Raw genomic sequence first — 20,789 nt, 5'->3', positions numbered from 1 at the left:
TCTCGGTGCCGGAAAGCGGGACACCGGCCACGCTAGGAGCAATACCGGGCAGAATCCGCCCGGTATTCTTTGCGATGTGACCAGGCCCATCGCCCGTGTGCTCGCGTTGCTGGAGATCCTGCAGAGCGGCGGCACGCGCACGGTCGCCGAGCTCGCGGGGCGGCTCGACGTGGACGAACGCACCGTCCGCCGCTACGCCGAACACCTCGTCGAGCTGGACATCCCGGTCCGCTCGGTGCGCGGCCGGTACGGCGGCTACCGGCTGGCCCCCGGCTACCGCATGCCGCCGCTGATGCTCACCGACGAAGAGGCGCTGGCCGTCCTGCTCGGCCTGGTCACGGGGCGGCGTGCCGGGCTGATCACCACGTCGGTCGCGGCCGTCGAGAGCGCGGCCGCGAAGGTCCGCCGGGTCCTTCCCGAAGCGCTGGGCCGTCGGCTGGACGCGCTGCTGGAGACCGCCGACTTCACCACACCGGCCAGGAAAGCCCTGTCGGCCGAAGCCGCGGTGCTGCTCACCGTCGCGGAGGCGGTACGGGACAGGCATCCGGTCGGGCTCGCGTATCTCGCCGGACACGGCGGAGCGAGCGAACGCGTCGTCCATCCGTATGGCGTCGTGGCGCATTCCGGCCGCTGGTACCTGACCGGTTTCGACTCGGCCAGCGGCGAGGTGCGCACCTTCCGCGTCGACCGGATCAAGTCGGCGGAGCCGCGGCCCGGGACCTTCGAGGCCCCCGGTGACTTCGACCCGGCCGAGCGGGTGCTGACCGCGTTGGCCGAGACGCCGTACCGGCACGACGTCTCCGTGCGGATCCAGGCGCCGCCCGAGGAGATCCGCGCCGTCTTCCCGCCGTCCGTGGCGACCCTCGAAACGGACGGCGACCGGGTCCGCGCCCGGATCCGGGCCGAACGGCTCGACTGGATCCCGGCGCGGCTCGCCGCGCTCGACCGGCCGTTCGTCATCGAACGGCCGGCCGAGCTGCGGGGTCTGGTCAGGGCGCTGGCGGACCGGCTGGCCGAGCGAGCGCGCTGACCGGTCGTGCTCACTTGCCGCAGAACACCGTCCGGACGAGCTTGTCCAGCGCCGCCGGGAACGACGGCAGCGGGTCCTTCTCGGAATCGCCCGCGGTGACCGACGCGGTCAGCGTCTTGCTGCCGTCGAGCGAGCTGTACATCATCGCCGCGTAACCGTTGTTGCTGCCGTTGTGGTTCACGATGGTGCCGCAGCCTGGACCCAAGTCCTGTGTGAACTGCCCGAGACCGTAGAAGCCATACAGGCTTTCGCTGCCGGGGTGCGTCTCGCGCATCTCGGCCATCAGCCGGGCCGGGAGCAGCTCTCCGCTCTGCAGCGCGGAAAAGTACGTCTGGAGATCCTTGGTCGTCGAGATCATGTCGCCGGCGCTGGAGATCCAGGACGGGTTCTGGTGGGTGACGTCGATCGTCTTCCACTGCCCGGCGTCTTCGTAGCGGTAGTAGGCGTGGGCGTACGGCTTGGGCATCCCGGCCCACGCGCCCGGCGACAAGGTGTCGCGCAGCTTGAGCGGCCGCAGGATCCGGCGGGCCAGCTCGTCGGCGAAGGGACGGCCGGAGAGCTTCTCCACCAGCAGCCTGGCCACCACGTAGTTGGTGTTGGAGTAGCTCCAGCCGCCGCCCGGCTCGAAGACCGGGGGCTTGGACACCGCCAGCCGGACCAGCTCCTCCGGCCGGTAGGTGTGGAACCGCAGATCCACCCATTCCTTGCCCGCCCACGGGATTCCCGGCGTGACCGTGCCGTCCGGGTGGTACTGGCCGGTGTGGTTGAACAGCCCGCTGGTGTGCTGCAGCAGCATCCGCACGGTGATCCGCGAATCCAGCCCGAACTCGGGAAGAAAACCGGCGACCGGGGTGTCGAGCCCGATCCGGCCCTCGGCCACGAGCTGCAGCACCAGGGTCGCGGTGAAGTTCTTCGACGTGCTGCCGACGCGGAAGTGGCCGTTGGTCGGCGGTTTCGCGGTCCCGCCCAGCTCGCGCACCCCGGCGCTGCCGGTCCATTCGCCTCGCTCGTCGCGGACGCGCACCTGCATCCCGCCGAACCCGGCGTCGACGAATTCCTGGGCGACCTGACGCAATTCCGGCCGGTCCTGCCCGGCGGAGGCCGTCGGCACGGCGACGCCCGTCAGCAGTGCGGCGGCCAGCGCGGTGAGGCCGATGCGGCGGAAGGTCTTCAGTGTCTTGGTCATGGCGATCACGTTCGCGGACCGCACTGACACGGGACGGTCACGGCGCTGACACGCGGGCTCCGATGCCGTCGAGGAGGAAGTCGAGGCCGGCGCGGAAGGTCTCGTCGGCGTCAAGGTGGACCGCGTCGCGCACGACCTTGGCCAGCGCGGGGAGCTTGCCGGTGGCGAAGGTCCGCGTCAGGTAGGGGCCGAGCGTGGCCTGCCATTTCTTCTCGTCCATGCCGGTGGCCCGTTCGGCCCGGCGCTCGGCGATCTCCCGGCGCACCGCGCCGATCGTGTACGCGTTGACCGCCGAGACCACCGGCATCGCGGAGTCGACCCCGACGTCGCCCAGCGCCGCCAGCACGGCCTCCGAGGTGGCCAGCGCGTGCGGCCCGAGCTGGGGCCTGCCGCCGAGCAGGTCGGCGAGCCATTCGTGCCGGTGGACCGCGTGCCGCATGGCATTCGCGAGTGACCGAAGCACCTCCCGCCAGCCTTCGCCGGTGGGCCGGATCTCGGCGTGTACGGCGTCGACCATCAGGTCGAGCAGCTCTTCTTTGCTCTCGATGTAGCCGTACAGCCGCATCGGGCCGACGTCCAGCGCGGTGGCGACCTTGCGCAGCGACACCGCGTCCAGGCCGTCCGCGTCGGCGAGCCGGATCGCCGCCCGCACGATCAGCTCCCGGCTCAGCGGGGCCAGCGCCGGACGACTCGGCGGCTCCGGCCGCTCCCACACCACCATGCGGCGACAATACACCGCATCGTTCGATACAGTGTATTGATCAATACGGTGTATCGAAGGAGTGGGATCATGACCATCGCCATCGTCGGAGCGGGCCTCGGCGGCTTGGCCCTCGCCCGGGTTCTGCACGTCAAAGGCATCGACGCGGTCGTCTACGAACGTGAATCGTCGCGCGACGCCCGCGGTCAAGGCGGCATGCTCGACATCCACGCCGACACCGGCCAGCGGGCGTTGCGCGAAGCCGGCCTGTTCGACCGGTTCTCCGCGATCGCCCGCGGCGAGGGCCAGGACATGCGGCTCCTCGAACCGGACGGCACCCTGCTGCTACGGGAGGACACGCCCGACGACGCGCCGTTCGAGCGACCCGAGGTCGACCGCGCCGACCTGCGTGATCTGCTGCTGGACTCCCTCCCCGGCCACACGGTGCGCTGGGGACACGCCTTCGAATCCGCCGAAGACGGCGTCCTGCATTTTTCCGATGGGCACAGTGCCGATGGGCGCACCGCGACGTACGACCTGCTGGTCGGCGCGGACGGCGCGCATTCCCGCGTCCGCCCGCTGCTCACCGACGCCCGCCCGGCGCATCTCGGCCACAACTTCGTCGAACTCCGCATTCCCGATGTCGACCGCACCCATCCCGACCTCGCCGCGATGGTCGGGCGCGGCACCTATTGGGCGCTCGGCGACGGCAAATCCCTGGCGGCTCAGCGCAACGGCGACGGCACCGTGCGCGTCGGCCTCAGCTTCTACGGCACCGGCGAGGACTGGTTCGCCACCGCCGGGATGCCGCTCGACGATCCGGCCGCCGCCCGGGCGTGGCTGATCGGGGAACTCGACGGCTGGGACGCCCGGTTCATCGCGCTGATCGCGGCCTGCGACGACGTGGTGGTGCCACGGTCGATCGCGGCTCTCCCGGTCGGCCTGACCTGGCCGTCGGCACCGGACGTCACCCTGCTCGGCGATGCCGCGCACCTGATGCCGCCGGTGGGGGAAGGCGCCAACCTGGCCCTGCTCGACGGCGCCCTGCTCGGCCTCGCGCTGGCCGCGCACCCGGGCGATTTCCCCGCCGCCGTCAAGGACTACGAACGCGAGATGTTCGATCGCGCCGAAGCCGCCGCCCGGATGTCCGCGCGGGTCCACGAACTCCTGACCGCGCCGGACGCCGCCCGGAAAATGCTCGCGTTCTTCCAACCGGACCGAGGCCGAGATGCTAGGAACGGAAAATCATTTCGTTCATAGTCGAAGAGGAGCGGGAGTGACCCATGCGCGAAGGAGTTCTGGCGGGTGGCGCCCCGTACCTCGAATTCGGCACGGGAAGCCCGCTCGTGGTCTTCCGGGCGGTGCTGCCGGACTCGGCCAACCCGACCGGGTTCGCCCGTTGGGCGGAGGTGCGATCCCTCAAACCGCTGGCCGAGCGGTTCACCGTGCTGACGGTCGGCAGGCGGCCGGGACTCCGGCCCGGCGTCACCATGGCCGATCTCGCCGCCCACCACGCGGAGGAGCTACGGCAGCGGTTCGATCGCCCGGTGGACGTCCTCGGCGTGTCCACGGCCGGTAGCCTCGCGCTGCAGTTCGCCGTCGACCATCCCGGCCTGGTGCGACGGCTGGTGGTCGGCGCCACGGGCACCCGGCTCGGCGCGGAAGGCCGTCGCGTCCAGCGCCGGTACGCGGATCTGCTGGCCGCCGGACGGCCCCGGGCCGCGGCCATGGCGCTGGCACCCACGGTCGCGGACTCCCTGCCCGGACGGGCTTTGCTGGCCGGGCTGCTGGGCCTGGCCTCCGGCCGCCCGGCGGACCCGGACGGCATGGTCGCCATGCTGCGGGCCGAGGACGCGTTCGACATCGAAGACCGGCTCGGCGAGATCACCGCGCCCACCTTGGTGATCGCCGGTTCGCAGGACGCCCTGTACCCGCTCGAACTCGCCGAGCGAGTGGCCGACAAGACCCGCCGCGGTGATCTCAAGGTCTATCCGGGACGACGGCACCACACGGTGATGAGCGATCGCCGCTTCACCAAGGACGTCTTCGAATTCCTGCTCTGACGAAAGGCGGCCATCGCTTAGGCTTGAGGCGAACCTGCCCTAGGCGCGCCTACCCGGTAAGGGCGCGTCCGCAGTCGGAGGGGGAGGCTGCCCGTTCGAGCCGGGCCAGGTCCGAAGGGCCCCTGCGTTCGCGTAGGGGCCCTTCTCTTGCGCCGCTAGTCGTGTGACAGGTCGACGAAGCGGCTGTAGTGCAGCTGATGCGCGACGGTGATCGTCGCCGTCGGCCCGGCACGGTGCTTCGCGATGATCAGGTCCGCCTCGCCGGCACGCGGGTCGTCCCGCTCCCAGGCGTCGGGGCGGTTGACCAGGATGACGAGGTCCGCGTCCTGCTCAAGCGAGCCGGACTCACGAAGGTCGGACAGCATCGGGCGTTTGTCCGTCCGCTGCTCGGGACCACGGTTCAGCTGGCTGATCGCGATCACCGGGACCTCGATCTCCTTGGCCAGCAGCTTCATCTGCCGCGAGAACTCCGAGACCTCCTGCTGCCGCGACTCGACGCGCTTGCCCGAGGTCATCAGCTGGAGATAGTCGAGGACGACGAGTTTGAGGTCGTTGCGCTGCTTGAGCCGCCGGGCCTTCGCGCGGATCTCCATCATCGTCATGTTCGGCGAATCGTCGACGAACAGCGGCGCCTCGGAGACCTCGCTCATCCGGCGCGCGAGCCGCGTCCAGTCGTCGTCGGACATCTTGCCACCGCGCATATCCGCCAGGCGGATCCGAGCCTCGGCCGAGAGCATGCGCATGACGATTTCGGTCCTGCTCATTTCCAGCGAGAAGATCACGCTGGTCAGACCGTGTTTGATGGACGCCGAACGCGCGAAGTCCAGCCCGAGCGTCGAGTTGTGGGTCGGGACCATCGATCGTCCGGCCAGGTAGAGATGGTCCGGCGCGTCGACCTCCACACATCGCACCGGGACGGAGGCCACGGGGCGGACGTCCACGACGTAGCGAAGGTGTGGCCGGACGCGGACGTTGGTGAGGCGTTCCTTCTGCTCGAGGTGCTTCCGCTGCAGCCAGAACACCCGGTCCTGGGTGGTGAAGCCGAGAATGTACGCCGTCGAGGTCTCTTCGCTGCGCCCCTTGACCTTCTTGGTCGTGAACGCGCAGCGGTACCCGAGGCTGACGATCAGTTCCCTGGTCTGCTCGGCGAGCACCTTGCTCGTCACGGCGAACTGAACCGCGCCTGAATGGGTGACGGTGCCGTCGGTGTCGAGCAGCCCGGCCAGCAGCGCGCGGCGTTGTTCGACCGATGCCCGCAGATACTCCACCGGGATGTGCTTGTTACCGAGTACGCCCATCGTGCGAAGAATCGCCTGCACGCTGCCGTGTTCGTTGCGGCAGGTCTGGCAAAGCCGCATGCCTGACGACGGGCGCCCGCAGTCGGGGCAGGCCGGCGCGGGAACCGGGGAGCTTTGGAAACGCACCTTGCCGCCACAGGACCGGCCGCACGTCCGCACCTGGGAGGTATGGGGAAGGAACGGCTCGCCACAGACCTCGCAACGCCGGTACTCCACCGGATCCGGCGGAACCAGGCGAAGGGTGTACGACATTTCGCCACGGCGTTCCACCAGGAGGCCCGCTTCCCCCTCCAGGTAGCAGATGATCTCCGGGTCCGCCGTGGTGAAGCGCGCACTGGCCGAGTGGCCGTCACCCAGCCAGGCTCCGAGCGCGTACGGGTGAAGCGGGAGTTCGCGTTCAGGCAGTTGCAGCGGTGCCGTGGTCGCGATCGAGTGGTTGGCACGCTTGTCCGCCGTCTCACAGCGCAGCGTGGCCGCCAGTTCTTCGGTCGTCCGCACCGCCGGCCCGGCCGCCGAGCGGCGGGACGACCTCGTGTCGGTCAGCCATTGGTGTTCGGCGTCCGCGAGGAGCACCGTGCCGTCCGAGAACTCGACTTCGTAACAAGGGCGGCCGTCCATGACCTCGGTCGCCGCGACCACGGTCGTGGGGCGGCCGTTCGCGCCGATCAGCCTGTCACCGGGCTGAACCTCGCCCATGGTCGTCCAGCCCTCGGGAGTGGGCAGTGGGGTGTCCAGCGCGAGCGCTTTCCCGACACCGGGCCGCGCCGCGACGATGATCATCTGGCCGGGGTGCAGACCGTTCGTCAGATCGTCGAAATCGGCGAACCCGGTCGGGATGCCCTGCGACTGCCCGCCGCGCGACGCGATCGCGTCGATCTCGTCCATGGTCGGCTGGAGCAGCTCTTCCAGCGCGACGTAGTCCTCGCTGGTGCGCCGCTCCGTGACGTCGTAGATCGCGGCCTGCGCGCGGTCGACGACCTCGTCGATGTTCGCGCCGTCGGCCGCGGCCGCGCCGTAGCCGTACTGCACGATCCGCGTGCCCGCCTCGACCAGGCGCCGCAGCACCGCCTTCTCGGAGACGATCTCGGCGTAGTACCCGGCGTTCGCCGCCGTCGGCACCGTCGCGATCAGGGTGTGCAGGTACGGCGCGCCGCCGACCCGGCCCAGCTCGCCTCGGCGCTCCAGTTCGGCGGAGACGGTGATCGGGTCGGCCGGTTCGCCGCGGCCGTAGAGGTCGAGGATTACGTCGTAGATCGCCTGGTGCGCGGGCCGGTAGAAATCGTCGGGACCGAGGGCTTCGATGACGTCGGCGACGGCGTCCTTCGACAGCAGCATGCCGCCGAGCACGGACTGCTCGGCCGCGATGTCCTGCGGAGGCTGGCGGTCGTACTCGCCGCCACGCGGACCGGGGTCGCCGGGACCCGGGTCGGACTCCGCGTACATCGGATTGCGGTCGTCGGTCAGCGCCACCGCTGCTGCCACCTCCTCAAGACATCGAACACGCGTTCGATTATGCCAGAATTTCCCCGGTTGGTCCGTCCGCGTCCGCCTGCCCCTCCCGCGGCGTCCGGCGCTCCCCTGTGCTCCCCTTTTCGGCCGGACGACCACCACGGTGCGTACCGGTCCGGCGGGCACGGTAGGCCCCCCGAAAGGACGAGCGCAATTTCGCCTGGGGACCGCCCTGTGGACAACCTGGGGATGACTGGGGGCAACCCTTCACAGGTGGGCCGAAGCCTGTGTACAACTTGTGGGCAACGATGGGATGGTCTGACAAAAGTGCTGGTCAGGGCCTGTGGAGACACTGTGGAGAACTTTATTCAACTCGCCACGGCGTGTCGGGCAAAACTCGTCGTTCGGCGTGTCGCACGCGGCCGCACAGGTGTGCCCTGTGGATGGATGACACGGAGAGTAGAGGGGTCGTCCGCCCGGCTGAACGGAGCGGAATTCAGGACGCGAACAACCTGCCCTGTGCGCTCCGTAGTCGTTCTCCGAGAATCTGCTGGTCGGCGGGCGTGAAGGCGATCCTCGGCTCGCCACTCCCCGGTACCTCTTCGGTCAGCCACCGGCCTTCGGACGTATCGATGTAGTTCACCGGACGTTCGATCCGCTGCCGCGCGCCACTCCGGCCGCGGGCCGCGACGTAGAGGCTTCCACTCCCCAAACGGCGTAACGCGAGAATGCGGCGAAGCTCGTCGGCCTCCTGGCTGCCGGCGCTCTGCCTTCCGCTGCGAAGGACCTCGAAGCCTTCCTCCTGCGCAGTCGACGAAGAGCGCGGTGCCTCGACCTGGCTCTTCGGGACGGCGACCGGCCGCCCGCGCCCCGGCGCGAGCTTCGGGATCTGGTCGAGGAACTCGGTGAGCAGCTCTTCCGGCCGCACCGAAGCGAGCGCGATGCCATCGTGCTCGCTGTGCCGCGCGAGGACGAAGCCCTCTCCGCCGGCGCTCCCCGCGAGCAGGGTGAAGCTCAGCGCCTTCCCCTCGAACCCGCCGTCGACCCAGCCGTAGTACTCCAGCGACGGCCTGGCGATCGCCTCGAGCGTCGCCTTGAACCCGGGGTGCAGCCCCCGCGCGCCGAAGAGTCCCTGGCTCGCCAGCTCCTCGTTCGTCCGCTCGTCCTCGGCCCGCTGTGCGTCCTCGTCGAACCAGGTCGGCGTTTCCGACAGGATCGTGTGCGGCTCACCGCCGCGGCGGCGGATCAGCGTGATGAGGGTGCCGGTCGTGATCGTGACCTGCTTGTCCAGCACCGGAACTGCCCCCTAGTCGTTCTTTGTTCGTCCAGCCCGGAACAAGACAAGCCGGGCGCGCCCCAATCTTGGCACGCGCCCGGCCCGCTCGTGACGACTACTCGCCGATCACCGGCGGTGCGGTGAGTTCGTCGGTTCCGAAGATCTCGTTGGGGTCGTCGCCGACGAGGAATTTGGAGCTGCGCTCCTCGTCCTCGCCGCCCTTGCCCCTGGCGCCACCGGCTCCCATACCGCCCATGCCGCCCATCATTCCGCCGGCGCCACGGCCCGCCCCGGCACCGGAACCCGAACCGGCCGCGCCGCCGCCCATGCCGGCGCCGCCCATCGCCCCCGCGTTGCCGGGCAGGGCCGCGCCACTCCCGCCACCGGGACCGAACCCGGGGCCGAAGCCACCGTCCGGGCCGAAGCCGCCCGCGCCGGGGATGTCGGTACCGCCGAAGCCGCCGCCACCGCCTCCGCCGCCACCCGGGCCGAAGCCGCCGGCGCCGGGGATCTTCGGCGGGGTGTAGCCGGACGCGTTCGTCCCGTCGTCCCAGGACGGCGGCTTGTAGTTGCTGCCGGGGATGTTCGGGTTGTACTGCCCACCGGGCAGGTTCGAGCCCGGCAGATTCGACCCGGGAAGGTTCGATCCCGGCAGGTTGCTGCCCGGGAGGTTCGACCCGGGCGTGCCGATGCCCGGCATGTTCGAACCGGGGATGTTCGGCGTGCCCGAACCGGGGATGCTCGGCATCGAACCGGGCGGCGTCGAGATGCCCGGCATCCCGTTGTGCCCGTTCCGGTCGCCCTGGCCGTTCCCGTTGCCGTCCTTGTCCTTGCCGCTTCCGCCGCCGTTGACGTCGACGTTCGTGTTCTGCCCCTCCATCTTGGAGTAGGTGGGCAGCTTCTTGCCGTTCTCGGAACTGGCCTTGAAGTACTCGTTGAACGCGTCGACGTTCGCTTGACCCTTGTCGTTGTAGTCCCGGATCGCGCGGTCGGTGTCGGTGGTCCACGGCGTGATGGAGTTGAGCAGGTTGTTCTTCGGCGGTTCCTTCGGCACCTGCTGCACCTTCGCCTTCACCGTGGTGAAAGCGGTGTTCTGCTCGCCGAGGTACTTGTCGGAGTCCACCAGCTTCTTGCCGGAGTCCTCCATCCACGCCCGCAGCGGATGCGCGCCGGACTGCTGCGCGGCTTCGGCGCTCTTACCGGTCCAGGCGGCGTCCATCTCCTTCGACAGGTTGTCGATGGTGGTCAGCCGTTCCTGGTAACCGGCCTTGAGCCGGGTCGCCGCGGCCTGGCCCTCCTGGATCGACCCGGTCCCCGGACCGGTGACGATCTTCTCCCAGATGTGGTAGCAGTCGATCTTGCGATCGCCGCCCGACGCTTCGAAGTCGCCGGATTTCGTGGTCGCCAGGTTGTAGGCCGAGTACCCGGCGATGATCGGCAGCAGGAACACGCGTCAGCCCTCCTTCAACGTCTCGATCATCGCTTCCCCCACTTTGAGCGCGACCGGGCACGGATCGCTCGCGCCCGGTCCGTTGTCGTACTGCACCAGGATGTTCACGGCCAGCTGGTCGGTCACACCGACGAAGAGGCCGCATTTGCCGCTCTTGCGGCCGTCGACCGCGGCGGCGTACACCGCCGGGTACCCGGCGACCTCGGTCGGCTCGAAGTACTCGTCGTTGGCCTTCGTGTCGTAGACGTCGCTGAGGCCGTTCTTGTTCGCGAGCACCGGGCTGATCTCGATCTGGTTAAGCCGGTCTTCGGCGGCGAAGATCGAGCAGCCGGGACCGACGCTCGTGGTCCGCTGTTCGCCTTCGCCGAGACCGAGCTCGGTCCGCTTCGCCGCGGAAAGCGCGGAGCAGGCGTCGTTCTCGATCGACGAGGTCTTCAACGGGTTGGACACCTTGGGCGCGGAGCCGGACGAGCCGCTCGACGCACTCGGGGCGCCGGCCCCGGTCGTGTAGGACGGCTCCGAAGAGGCGGTGCCGTTCTTGGTGCCCGAACAGCCGGCGACCAGCGCGCCCGCGGCGAGGAGGAGAACGAGGGAACGTCGCATCACACGGCCTTGTGCTTGTTGAGCGAAGCCTGCGTTTCGGCCTCGTTCGTGGCGATCTTCTGCTTGGCGGCGGTCAGCTGGTCGATGTAGTTCTTGACGTAGTCCTGCATCTTCTGGTTCTGCTCCAGGAACGCCTTGCCCGACGGGTTCGCCAGCTTCTCCCAGTCGCCGCTCGCGAACTCCTTGCCCGGCGCCTTGACGTTCGCCATCAGGTTCGCGTCGGCGTAGTCCCTCTTGAGCTCGACCTGCAGATCCGTCCACTTCTTGATGATGCCGTCGATCTTGTCCTTGTCGAAGGTGAACCCGCCGCCACCCCCGCCCGACGTCGGCTTGTCAGGATTGGCCGGCGCGGAGACCGTGACCTTCTCCTGCCGGTTCTGCTCGGCGTTGCTGTCGTAAGCCATTGGTTCCTGATCCCCTTTTGAGTCCCCGTGCCTCGACGTCGAGTCAATCCTAAGACGTGACCCGGCATGATGGGGTTCCCCGTAAAGCAAAGGGCGGGACACCTCCGGAATGGAGACGTCCCGCCCTGTGCCGAAGCGGTGTTACTTGGCCTTGACCTCGAGCCGCACGTCGACGCGGACGTCGGGGTGCAGACGGGCGCCGACCGAGTGCTTGCCCACGGTCTTGATGTGGTCCTTCAGCTCGATGACGCGCTTGTCGAGCAGCGGGCCACCCGCGGCCTTGATCGCGTCCACGATCTCGGCGGTGGTGATCGAACCGAAGAGCTTCTTCGAGCCCTCGGCCGCCTTGCCGCTCAGCTGGATGGCGCCGAGGCCCTCCAGGGTCGCCTTGATCTCCTTGGCGTGGTCGAGGTCGCGGATGCGACGGCTCTCCTGCGCCCGCTTGATCGTGCGCACGTTCTTCTCCGCGCCCTTGGTGGCCACGATGGCGTAGCCGCGGGGGAGCAGGTAGTTGCGTGCGTAGCCGTCCTTGACCTCGACGATGTCGCCGGGCCCACCGAGGTTGGCGACGTCGGTGGTGAGAATGATCTTCGCCATTGACGTGCCTCCTTAGCGTGCGGTCGAGGTGTAGGGCAGCAGCGCCATCTCGCGGGAGTTCTTGACCGCGATGGCGATGTCACGCTGGTGCTGGCTGCAGTTGCCGGTCACGCGACGGGCACGGATCTTCCCGCGGTCGGAGATGTACTTCCGAAGCAGGTTGGTGTCCTTGTAGTCGATGTTCTCCGGGCGGCCCTTCTTCTCGGCCTTGCAGAACACGCAGACCTTCTTCTTGGGCTTGCGGATGGGTGGCTTGGCCACGGTATTTCTCCTGGATTTCTACGTAGTGGTTGTCTCGCGGCGTCTCGCGGAGCTCTCGCCCGCGGTGGATCGCCTGATCAGAAGGGCGGCTCGTCGGAGAAACCGCCGCCACCGCCGCCACCGGCGGGCGGGGCGGAACCCCACGGGTCGTCGGCGGGCGGGCCGGACTGGCCACCGCCGCCGCCACCACCGAAGCCGCCGCCACCGCCACCGGTGCCACGGCTGACCTTGTTCACCTTGGCGGTGGCGTAGCGCAACGACGGGCCGATCTCATCGACCTCGAGCTCGACGACGGTGCGCTTCTCGCCTTCCTTGGTCTCGAAAGACCGCTGCTTGAGGCGCCCCTGCACGACGACACGCGCGCCACGCGTCAGCGACTCGGCGACGTTCTCGGCCGCCTGACGCCAGATGTTGCAGCGCAGGAACAGGGCCTCGCCGTCCTTCCACTCGCCGGACTGACGGTCCAGCGTGCGCGGGGTGGACGCGACCGTGAAGTTCGCGACCGCCGCACCGGAAGGGGTGAAGCGAAGCTCCGGGTCGGACGTGAGGTTGCCGATCACCGTGATGACGGTGTCTCCAGCCATCGGGAAAGTCCTTCGGCTCAGGCCTTGGCGGCGGCGGTCGCGGCGCGCTTGATCTCGCGGCGCATGACCTTGGTGCGGAGCACGGTCTCCTGCAGGGAGAGCTGACGGTCCAGCTCCTTGACCGCTTCCGAAGTCGAGTTCAGGTCGAGCAGCGCGTAGATGCCCTCGGCGTGCTTCTTGATCTCGTAGGACAGCCGGCGACGGCCCCAGACGTCGACCTTCTCGACGCTTCCGCCCGAAGTGCGGATCACGTTGAGGAAGTTGTCCAGGGTCGGGGCCACCGTACGCTCGTCGAGCGTGGGGTCCAGGATGACCATTACCTCGTAATGGCGTGACACAACCACTCACCTCCTATGGGCTCGCGGCCACGGACTGTCCGTGGCAGGAGGGTTTGTCCAGGTAAGCGTACCTGGCGGTGCCGACGCTTCTGCTCCCGGCCCTTCTGCTCCCGGCGGTCAGGAGACGCGGCGCAGGACCCAGGTGCGGACCAGTGCGGCGGTCACACCGGCGAGCACGAGCACGGCGAGCAGCATCGGCAGCTGGACGTCTCCGCCGGGCAGGCCGTCGGTAGCGAGCGCTTCGGCGTTGCCCGCGTTGCGGACGTCGGGGCCGCCCTGCCCGGCCTGTCCGTCGGTGCCGTACTGCGGGGCACCCTCGCCGGGGAGCGGGCTGTTGGCCGGGTAGCGCACGCCCGGCGCCACCGCGACACCCGGCTGCGCGACCGGCAGGTTGCCGTAGTCGCGCGGCGGGGCGTAGCCGGTGCCGTTGCTGCCGCCGGGGAGCAGGCTCGGCGAGGCCGGGAGGCCGTTGGTGCCGCCGCCGTTGCCGCCGTGCTGCGGGGCCGTGGTGCCCGGGGCAGGCAGGGTGGGCGCGACGTAGTTCGTCGCGACCGTGGTCAGGCCGCAGCTGCCGGCGACCTTGTGCTCGATGGAGTTCAGCGTCTTTTCGGGGTTCAGCCCGAGGCCCCAGGACTTGGTGTCCTTGACCGCCTGGCGAACCGCCGCGCCGATCGCCTTGCCGTCGATCGAACCGCCCGCGGCGTTCGGGACCGTGCCGAGGTCGATCTTGTTGACCTTGGCGATGTCGTTCGCGGCGACGTCGTAGAGCGCCAGCGTGCCCGCCTCCCGCGCGCCCGCCCGCACCAGTTCCTTGACCGAGGTGCCGGTGATCGCGACGGTGTCGCCCATCCCGCCGTTCACGGTGCCGCTGCACGCGTTCGCCAGCGTGGTGGCCGCCGAGGCGGTACCCGCCGTCAGGAGCGCGCCACCGGTGACCATGGTCGCGAGTGCGGTGACGGTGAGCGCCTTGCGGGTGGTCTGCCAGATGGTGGTCTTCCGCACGGGCGCGTTCCTCCGGGTCGGTGGGGGCGTGTGGCAGTGCGTCAGGAATCACTGCAACGGGGATAACGAGGGAGTGACCCGAAAGATACTAGGCGGTAGGACTAACTTGTAGCGGCCATTCGGCGGAGCACCCAGGTGCGGACGAGGCCAGCGCTGACTCCGGAGAGTGCCAAAACGGCGATCAGCAGCGGCAGTTTCCCGTCCTGGGTGAATCCGTCGCTCACACTCGGTAGCGCTTCGGCCTGTCCTGCGGTCTGGACGTCCGGGTTGCCGTTCTGGTTTTCGGTCGCGATGCCGAACTGCGGCGCGTAACCCGGGATCTGGCCGCCGTACCGGAGGCCGGGCGACGGGCTGAAGAGACCGGCCGTCGCCATCGGGATGGAGCTGTAGTCGCGCATCGGGGCGTAGCCCGTGCTGATCCCCCAAGGCAGGCTGCCGAAGTTGGGGGTGAAGGTGCCGGGCAGCAGCGGGCTGTTCGCCGCCGGGATGCCGCCCGCCGGAGCGCCACCCTGCGCGGGAGCGCCCGGCCCGCCCGTCTGGGGGCCACCGCTGCCGGGGGTGCCGGGAGCGGGTTTTTCCGGCTGGGGCTGGGTTCCGGGAGCGGGCTTGCCGCCGCCGGTCAGGGCTTCGTGGGTGCCGCTGACGGCGCCGTTCAGCGCCTCCGCGGCGGGCGCGCCGACGACCGGGACCGGCGCGACGACGGTGTTCACCACGGTCACCGTCACCTTGCAGACCGTGCCGAGCAGCGCGTTGATCGTGCCCGTGAGCACCCCGGAGACCGGGCCGGCCTGGCCGAGGTTGAGCGGGATACCGAGCAACGGGGTCTTGCCGAGGATCATGTCGCCGGTCTTGGCGGTCACCGATCCCCCGCAGGTCGCGGTCTTGGTCTCGGCGGCGGCCGTACCGGGCATGGCGAGGGCGGCCGAGCCCGCGAGAATGAAGGCCGACGCACCCAGGGCGGTCGCCCTCCGTGTCCGTTCGCGCATGCCTTCGACTCCTCCGTCGTCGGGGTCACCTACCCGGATAACGACGCTAATGGAGACGAGTAACGCCCGCTCACTCGAAGAGGTCAGGCATTCGAGTGGAAGCGGGCGTCACTTACGGTGAAGATCAGGCGGGCTTGCCCCGCAGCCAAGCGCGGACCAGAGCCGCGGCGACGACGGCCAGCGCAAGGACCGCGAGCAGCAGCGGCAGCTTGGCCGGGGCGACGGGCGCCTGGATGGCCTGCGCGTTGCCCGCGTCCTTCTCGTCGACGGTCGGCGGTGGCACCTCGCCGGGGATGATCTCGGTGATCACCGGCGCCTGGACGAAGCTGCCGGGGAGCAGCGCCGCGTTGCCGATCAGGCCGGCGATCGAGTCGCCGCCGATGCCGGTGGAGGAACCCGGACCGGTCTGCACCGGGAGTTCGCTGCCCGGGCCACCGGGCTGACCCGGGCCCGGCGTCGGAGGCTGCGGCGGCTGGGGGTCTTCCGGCGGCCGCGGGGACGGTGGGGTCACGACTGGCGGCACGTCCTTCGTGACGCCTTGCGTCAGATTCCCGACCGCGTTCACCGTGCCTTGCGCGGGTTCGCAGACGCCCTGCGCGGCGAGGTCGCCGACCGCGTTGTCGGTGAGGCCGGTGGTCTTGACCAGATCGCCGACCGGCAGCGAAAGCAGCGGCTTCCGTCCTTCGGCGGTCTTGGCCTTCGAATCCAGGCCGACCGTCAGCGCCTCGGGCGAATTCAGCGGTGCGCCCGCGTCGAGAACCAGTCCGTCGGCGGACTTCCCGTTCTGCAGCGTGGCGGCGCAGTCGCCGGAAAGGGTCGGATTCGGTTCCCCGGCGGCCGTCGCGGTCATCGGGAACGCGAGTCCGGCCGTGACCGAAAGCGCGAATCCCCAAGCCGTGATCCGCCCGGCAGTCTTCCCCATCGAGTTCGTCCTCCGCCCCTCAGGACCCACGCGGTTTAACGGAACGCGCTCACGCTACCCCACGAGCGTGACCGACTGGCCCGTGCCGTGGGGAAATGTCCAGTAGTACTTTGCCAACATGAAAATCGGTGCCCATGTCCGCGACGACGATCCGCTGGCCGCGGTCGCCGAGCGTGAAGCCGAAGTCCTCCAGTTCTTCCTTTCCGACCCGCAGGGCTGGAAGGCTCCCAAACCCCACCCGCACGGTGAGGCGATCAAGGAATCGCCGGTCGAGGTGTTCATCCATTCGCCGTACCTGATCAACGTGGCGTCGATGAACAACCGCATCCGTATCCCGTCGCGGAAGAACGTCACGCAGCACGCGAACGGCGCCGCCGCGATCGGCGCGAAAGGGCTCGTCGTGCACGGCGGCCACGTCGGTGCGGGCGAGGACGTCGAAGAAGGTCTCGTCAACTGGCGCAAGCTTTTCGAGCGTGAACAGGAAAAGGGCGGTTTCGCCGTGCCGATCCTGATCGAGAACACCGCGGGCGGCGACAACGCGATGACCCGCGACCTCGACACGATCGCCCGGCTCTGGGACAAGGTCGGCGAATTCGGCGCGGGTTTCTGTTTCGACACCTGCCACGCGTACGCGGCGGGCTGGGACCTGACCGAGGCCGTCAAGAAGGTCAAGGCCATCACCGGCCGGATCGATCTGGTGCACCTCAACAATTCGCGTGACGAGTTCGGTTCCACCCGCGACCGGCACGCCAACGTCGTCGGCGGTGACGGCACGATCGATCCCGAGGTGCTGGTCGCGGTCGCGGCCGAGGCCGGCGCTCCGGTGGTCGTCGAAACCCCGGCCGACGGACAGGCCGCGGACATCGCCTACGTCCGGGAACGCGTCGCCTGACATCCGCTCTCGAACCTGGGAGGGAGAGCGTTCCCTCCCAGGCGGGAGGGCCGGGCACGCCGATCGCGAAAGGCTCGACCTCGAGACCGGGAAACACCCGGTGCTGGAGGGGAAGCCATGAACATCAGGTCGAAGATCGCCGCGGTCGCCGTGCTCGCCGTCGCGGCGGGAACGCTGGGGGCGACGCAGGCGACGGCGGCTCCGTCGTCCGGCTCGGTCGTGATCGGATCGGCGGGCGGACCGCTGCCGTTCCCCGGTTTCGAGGGCGACCCGGTCCGCTTCGATTTCGCCGCGTTCGGGGAGCCCGGGAAGTCGTCGGGCCGGTTCCACGTGAATCATCTGACCAAGGACGGAAAGCCGTTCGCCGACTTCGACGGCAAGGTCGACTGCGTCTCGCGTGACGGCGACCTCGCCGTCCTGACCGGCGTGATCGAACGTGCCGACATCCCCGGCTTCCCGGTGAACCTGGTCGGGCGCCGGGTCGGCTTCTCGGTGCGGGACGTGCCGGGCGGTCACGACCGGATCGGCTGGAGCTGGGCCGTCGGGGGCTTCGAGCAGGACGTCCTTCTCTGCACGGCCCCGATCCCGTTCTTCCAGACGAGTACGGGTGGCTACGTCGTGCGCTGAATCGGCTTGACCCTCACGCCGCGGGAGGGTCGAACCTGTGCCGCATGAAGAATCGGACCGTGTACCGGGCGGAGGACGGCGAGCACGTCGGCTACGTCGTCCCCGCGCCGGAAACCCGTTGGCAGGCACTGACCGTTTTCGGCTACCCGCTCGGCGGGCCCGCCGCCTTCGACGACTCCGTCGCGCTGCTGGAGGCCGAGGGGCTGGCCATCCTCGCCGAGCGCTGGTCGGTCAAGCAGGGTGACGACTGGGTCAGCTGTCGTCTGGTCGAGACGTCGCCCGAAGCCGTCATCGTGCGAATCGACGACTTCGGGGCCGAGGACTTCGGGAAGCACGTCAGGCTGGAACGTCCTGGGCCCGAGGTGCTGAAGCGCGTTTGACGGTGCGCGCGTCGGGGGCGCCGTCGAGGAAACCGCCGATCGGATCGTCGTCCCCGGCGGCGCGGACGAGGTCTCCGCGCGGCTGGTAGATCTCCCGGATCACCAGCGCGCAGAGGCCGACCACCGCGAGATCGCGGACGACGACGGTGCCGAGGAACCAGTCTTCGGGCAGGCCCTTGTTGTCGACGCCGAGGTAGTACATCATCCGCGGCGCCCAGACCAGCGCGTCGAGGATCATCCAGCCGAGCAGCAGCCGCCAGCGCGGGATCGCGAGCACCGCCAGCGGCACCAGCCACAGCGAATACTGCGGGCTCCACACCTTGTTGGTCAGCAGGAACGCGGCCACCACGAGGAAGGCCAGCTGGCCGAGCCGCGGACGGCGCGGCGCCTTCATCGCCACGTACCCGATCCCGGCGCAGGCGGCGAGGAACAGCACCGCGACGACGGCGTTGAGCACGACCGGTGTCTGACCCGTGGCGAGCTTCCCGTCGAAACCGGCCCAGCCGGAAAAGTGGGAGACCACGTTGTAGAGCGAGTCGGGATCCATCGGGCGCGCCGTGTTGAGCCGGAAGAACTCCCACCAGCCGGTCGGCGCGGCGAGCGCGAACGGGACGTTGGCCACGACGAGCGTCGCCGCGGCGAGGCCGGTGGTGAGCGCCCACTGTTTGACCTTGCCCGCGCGCAGGCACAGGAAGAACAACGGGATGAGCAGCAGCAGCGGATACAGCTTCGCCGCCGCGCCGAGGCCGAGCAGGAGGCCCGCGACCTCGGGACGGCGCCGGGCCCACGCGAGCAGCGCGGTCGCGGTGAACGCGGTCGCGATGGCGTCGAAGTTGGTGAAGACGTGCACCAGCGCCAGCGGCGAGATCGCGACCAGCGCGGCGTCCCACGGGCGGCGTTTCAGCGATCGGCCGGTCGCCCACACCGTGACGAGCCAGGCCAGCGCGAGCCAGAGCGCGGAGATGTTGAAGTACACGGCCACCGGGAGCGCGCTGGGCAGCCAGCCCGATTTCGCGACCGAAAGCCACGCTTCGGTGATCTTCGCGTTGATCCACTGGAACAGCCCGGTCGCGACCGGGTACTCCATGTACCGCGTGGTCTCCTTCGCCGTTCCCGCGTCTTCGGTCCACGAAGTCACGTACGGGAAGGTGTCCGGATCGTTCAGCCGCTCGGAACTGTAGAGCGGGATGATGTCCGAGTAACACATCGCGACGAACGGGCGGCCCGCCCGCCAGTCGAGCTGATGGGTCCCGGAGTCGTCGGTGTACTCCTGGATGCACGACGCCTTGCCGAACCACGACAGCACCAGCGCGAGACAGGCCAGCAGCAGCCCGACCCGCTGCGGTGACCAGAACCAATGCCGGCCCACGGCCGCGTGCTCGCCGAGCGGGCCGCCGATCGGCCGGGTGGCCGCGGCCACGAGCGGTTCGTTCCAGCTCGGGATGACCCGCTCGCCGGGGGTGAGGGAGAGCGGAGCCTCGGGCTGGGGCGTCTGGTCGGGCACGTGGCGGATGTTAGCGCCTGCCGCGTGTCGTCCGTCTGGACACGCGTGTCGGCCACCTGATCACGCGTGTCGTCCGTCCGATCACGCGTGTCGGCCATTCGATCACGCGAAAACGCCGTCGCCGCCGTCGTAGAACCCGGCCAGCACCTCCGCCGCCGCGCCGAACGCGACGACGTCGTCGCCCATCTCGTCGAGATCGACTTGGATCCGTTGCCAGTGCGGCAACGGCAGCAGCTCCCGCAGCCGCGCCGCGACGGTGTCGCGGTAGACCTCGGGCTCCGCGCGGACCGACCGCCCGGTCAGCACGACCCGTTCGAGGTCGAGGACCTGGACGAGGTCGGCGAGCCCGATCGCCAGCAGGCCCGCCGCCTCTTCCGTGGTGGCCGCCGCGTTGTGCAGCACCTCGACGCAGCCGCGGCGGCCGCACGCGCAGCGCGGTCCGTCGAAGGCGAGCGTGGTGTGCCCGAACTCGCCCGCGTTGGTCCGCGGCCCGCGATACAGCCTGCCGTCGATCAGCAGGCCGACGCCGATCCCGGTGCCGACGAGCACGACGGCGGTCGCGGCCTCGGCACCCTCCGGCCAGTGCTGGGCGAAGGCGGCGGCGTTGGTGTTCTTGTCGAGCCGCACAGGCAGTCCGGTGCGTTTCGCGAGCAGGTCACGCAGGGGGACGTGGTGCCAGCCTGGCATGTTCGTGGCGTCCCGGACGACTCCTTCGCGGTGGTCGAGAGGGCCGACGCTGCCGACGCCGAGGCCGAGGACACCTTCGCGCTCGACGCCGTCGAGTAGCGCTTCGGTCGCTTCGCCGAGGGCGGAAACGGCCTGGTCGGGGGTGAATCCCGGGGGCAGCGCCCCGCCGCGTGACGCGATGATCTTCCCGGTCAGGTCGGTCATCAGCACCCGGAACGAGTCCCGGTCGAGCTGGGCGCCGAGCGCGTGCCGGGCGTTCGCGCGGACGCGCAGCAGGGTGCGCGGCTTGCCGACGCCGGACGCGGCCTGGCGTTCCTCGTCCAGCAGGCCTGCTTCGAGCAGTTCGGGGACGATCTTCGAGACGGCCTGCTGGGTGAGCCGGGTGCGTTCGGCGAGTTCGACGCGGCTGAGGCCGCCCGCGCGCAGGATATGCGTGAGCAGCAGCGTCCGATTGTGCTGGCGCAGGCCGCGCAGATTGACCCCGGTCTCCGGCATAGCGCGCATCCTGCCATGACTGGCTGATTACGCAACACTGTTGTTTAATGGGGTC

22 protein-coding genes are annotated in these 20,789 nt (G+C 69.5%); 6 read left to right on the top strand and 16 right to left on the bottom strand.

Annotated features, from left to right (window positions below; translation table 11 throughout):
* Positions 1-76 precede the first annotated feature (76 nt).
* A complete protein-coding gene (locus ACZ3HL_RS15250) occupies positions 77-1,030 on the top strand; it encodes a helix-turn-helix transcriptional regulator (RefSeq protein WP_465531456.1) in 954 nt (317 codons plus the stop codon).
* A 10-nt stretch (positions 1,031-1,040) separates the two neighbouring features.
* Here the strand turns inward: ACZ3HL_RS15250 and ACZ3HL_RS15245 are convergent, their stop codons facing one another.
* Both ACZ3HL_RS15245 and ACZ3HL_RS15240 read right to left on the bottom strand, forming a co-directional pair.
* A complete protein-coding gene (locus ACZ3HL_RS15245) occupies positions 1,041-2,216 on the bottom strand; it encodes a serine hydrolase domain-containing protein (RefSeq protein ID WP_465531454.1) in 1,176 nt (391 codons plus the stop codon).
* Positions 2,217-2,253: 37 nt separating this feature from the next.
* The gene (locus tag ACZ3HL_RS15240) at positions 2,254-2,937 is read right to left on the bottom strand and encodes a TetR/AcrR family transcriptional regulator (RefSeq protein ID WP_465414189.1); all 684 of its coding nucleotides are present in this window, start codon (positions 2,935-2,937) and stop codon (positions 2,254-2,256) included.
* Positions 2,938-3,006: 69 nt separating this feature from the next.
* On the opposite strand from ACZ3HL_RS15240, the gene ACZ3HL_RS15235 reads away from it, so the two are divergent.
* Positions 3,007-4,176 (top strand): FAD-dependent oxidoreductase, encoded by a 1,170-nt coding sequence (locus tag ACZ3HL_RS15235; RefSeq protein WP_465531452.1) that lies wholly within the window; start codon positions 3,007-3,009, stop codon positions 4,174-4,176.
* Positions 4,177-4,199: 23 nt separating this feature from the next.
* The gene (locus ACZ3HL_RS15230; RefSeq protein WP_465531450.1) at positions 4,200-4,979 is read left to right on the top strand and encodes an alpha/beta fold hydrolase; all 780 of its coding nucleotides are present in this window, start codon (positions 4,200-4,202) and stop codon (positions 4,977-4,979) included.
* A gap of 155 nt (positions 4,980-5,134) precedes the next feature.
* On the opposite strand, the gene dnaB is transcribed toward ACZ3HL_RS15230, so the two are convergent.
* The 12 genes from dnaB to ACZ3HL_RS15170 form a co-directional block, all read right to left on the bottom strand.
* Entirely contained in the window at positions 5,135-7,747 is a 2,613-nt protein-coding gene (gene dnaB / locus ACZ3HL_RS15225; RefSeq protein WP_465531637.1) for a replicative DNA helicase, read from the bottom strand.
* Positions 7,748-8,222: 475 nt separating this feature from the next.
* On the bottom strand, positions 8,223-9,020 hold the full coding sequence (locus ACZ3HL_RS15220; RefSeq protein ID WP_465414182.1) for an ESX secretion-associated protein EspG: 798 nt from the start codon (positions 9,018-9,020) through the stop codon (positions 8,223-8,225).
* Positions 9,021-9,117: 97 nt separating this feature from the next.
* Complete coding sequence (locus ACZ3HL_RS15215; RefSeq protein WP_465414180.1) at positions 9,118-10,452, bottom strand: PPE domain-containing protein; 1,335 nt, start codon at positions 10,450-10,452, stop codon at positions 9,118-9,120.
* Positions 10,453-10,455: 3 nt separating this feature from the next.
* The gene (locus ACZ3HL_RS15210) at positions 10,456-11,055 is read right to left on the bottom strand and encodes a DUF3558 domain-containing protein (RefSeq protein WP_465414177.1); all 600 of its coding nucleotides are present in this window, start codon (positions 11,053-11,055) and stop codon (positions 10,456-10,458) included.
* On the bottom strand, positions 11,055-11,459 hold the full coding sequence (locus tag ACZ3HL_RS15205) for a hypothetical protein (protein ID WP_465414175.1): 405 nt from the start codon (positions 11,457-11,459) through the stop codon (positions 11,055-11,057). The genes ACZ3HL_RS15210 and ACZ3HL_RS15205 overlap by 1 nt, the downstream gene beginning before the upstream one ends.
* Positions 11,460-11,600: 141 nt before the next feature.
* Complete coding sequence (rplI, locus tag ACZ3HL_RS15200; protein ID WP_005168124.1) at positions 11,601-12,056, bottom strand: 50S ribosomal protein L9; 456 nt, start codon at positions 12,054-12,056, stop codon at positions 11,601-11,603.
* A gap of 12 nt (positions 12,057-12,068) precedes the next feature.
* Positions 12,069-12,317, bottom strand: a complete 249-nt coding sequence (gene rpsR / locus ACZ3HL_RS15195; protein WP_005168122.1) for a 30S ribosomal protein S18 — start codon at positions 12,315-12,317, stop codon at positions 12,069-12,071.
* Positions 12,318-12,394: 77 nt separating this feature from the next.
* Entirely contained in the window at positions 12,395-12,901 is a 507-nt protein-coding gene (locus ACZ3HL_RS15190; RefSeq protein ID WP_007032318.1) for a single-stranded DNA-binding protein, read from the bottom strand.
* A 17-nt stretch (positions 12,902-12,918) separates the two neighbouring features.
* Positions 12,919-13,239, bottom strand: coding sequence for a 30S ribosomal protein S6 (gene rpsF / locus ACZ3HL_RS15185; RefSeq protein WP_016338288.1), 321 nt, complete (start codon positions 13,237-13,239; stop codon positions 12,919-12,921).
* Between the two features lie 117 nt (positions 13,240-13,356).
* The gene (locus ACZ3HL_RS15180) at positions 13,357-14,241 is read right to left on the bottom strand and encodes a hypothetical protein (RefSeq protein ID WP_465531448.1); all 885 of its coding nucleotides are present in this window, start codon (positions 14,239-14,241) and stop codon (positions 13,357-13,359) included.
* A gap of 101 nt (positions 14,242-14,342) precedes the next feature.
* Entirely contained in the window at positions 14,343-15,227 is an 885-nt protein-coding gene (locus ACZ3HL_RS15175; RefSeq protein WP_465531446.1) for a hypothetical protein, read from the bottom strand.
* Positions 15,228-15,351: 124 nt separating this feature from the next.
* Entirely contained in the window at positions 15,352-16,149 is a 798-nt protein-coding gene (locus ACZ3HL_RS15170) for a hypothetical protein (RefSeq protein WP_465531444.1), read from the bottom strand.
* A gap of 118 nt (positions 16,150-16,267) precedes the next feature.
* Here ACZ3HL_RS15170 and ACZ3HL_RS15165 point away from each other — a divergent pair, with 118 nt between their 5' ends.
* The 3 genes from ACZ3HL_RS15165 (at position 16,268) to ACZ3HL_RS15155 (ending at position 18,048) form a co-directional block, all read left to right on the top strand.
* The gene (locus ACZ3HL_RS15165) at positions 16,268-17,041 is read left to right on the top strand and encodes a deoxyribonuclease IV (RefSeq protein WP_034314318.1); all 774 of its coding nucleotides are present in this window, start codon (positions 16,268-16,270) and stop codon (positions 17,039-17,041) included.
* A gap of 117 nt (positions 17,042-17,158) precedes the next feature.
* On the top strand, positions 17,159-17,668 hold the full coding sequence (locus ACZ3HL_RS15160; RefSeq protein ID WP_465414167.1) for a hypothetical protein: 510 nt from the start codon (positions 17,159-17,161) through the stop codon (positions 17,666-17,668).
* A 44-nt stretch (positions 17,669-17,712) separates the two neighbouring features.
* A complete protein-coding gene (locus ACZ3HL_RS15155) occupies positions 17,713-18,048 on the top strand; it encodes a hypothetical protein (protein ID WP_465414165.1) in 336 nt (111 codons plus the stop codon).
* Here the strand turns inward: ACZ3HL_RS15155 and ACZ3HL_RS15150 are convergent.
* Entirely contained in the window at positions 18,005-19,552 is a 1,548-nt protein-coding gene (locus tag ACZ3HL_RS15150; RefSeq protein ID WP_465531442.1) for a glycosyltransferase family 87 protein, read from the bottom strand. The genes ACZ3HL_RS15155 and ACZ3HL_RS15150 overlap by 44 nt on opposite strands.
* A 102-nt stretch (positions 19,553-19,654) precedes the next feature.
* Positions 19,655-20,734, bottom strand: coding sequence for an ROK family transcriptional regulator (locus ACZ3HL_RS15145; RefSeq protein ID WP_465531440.1), 1,080 nt, complete (start codon positions 20,732-20,734; stop codon positions 19,655-19,657).
* Between the last annotated feature and the right edge of the window lie 55 nt (positions 20,735-20,789).

It is taken from the genome of Amycolatopsis sp. NPDC000009 (assembly GCF_055563465.1).
The sequence above is the reverse complement of the archived record's forward strand: the minus strand, read 5'-3'. Positions and strand labels throughout refer to the sequence as shown.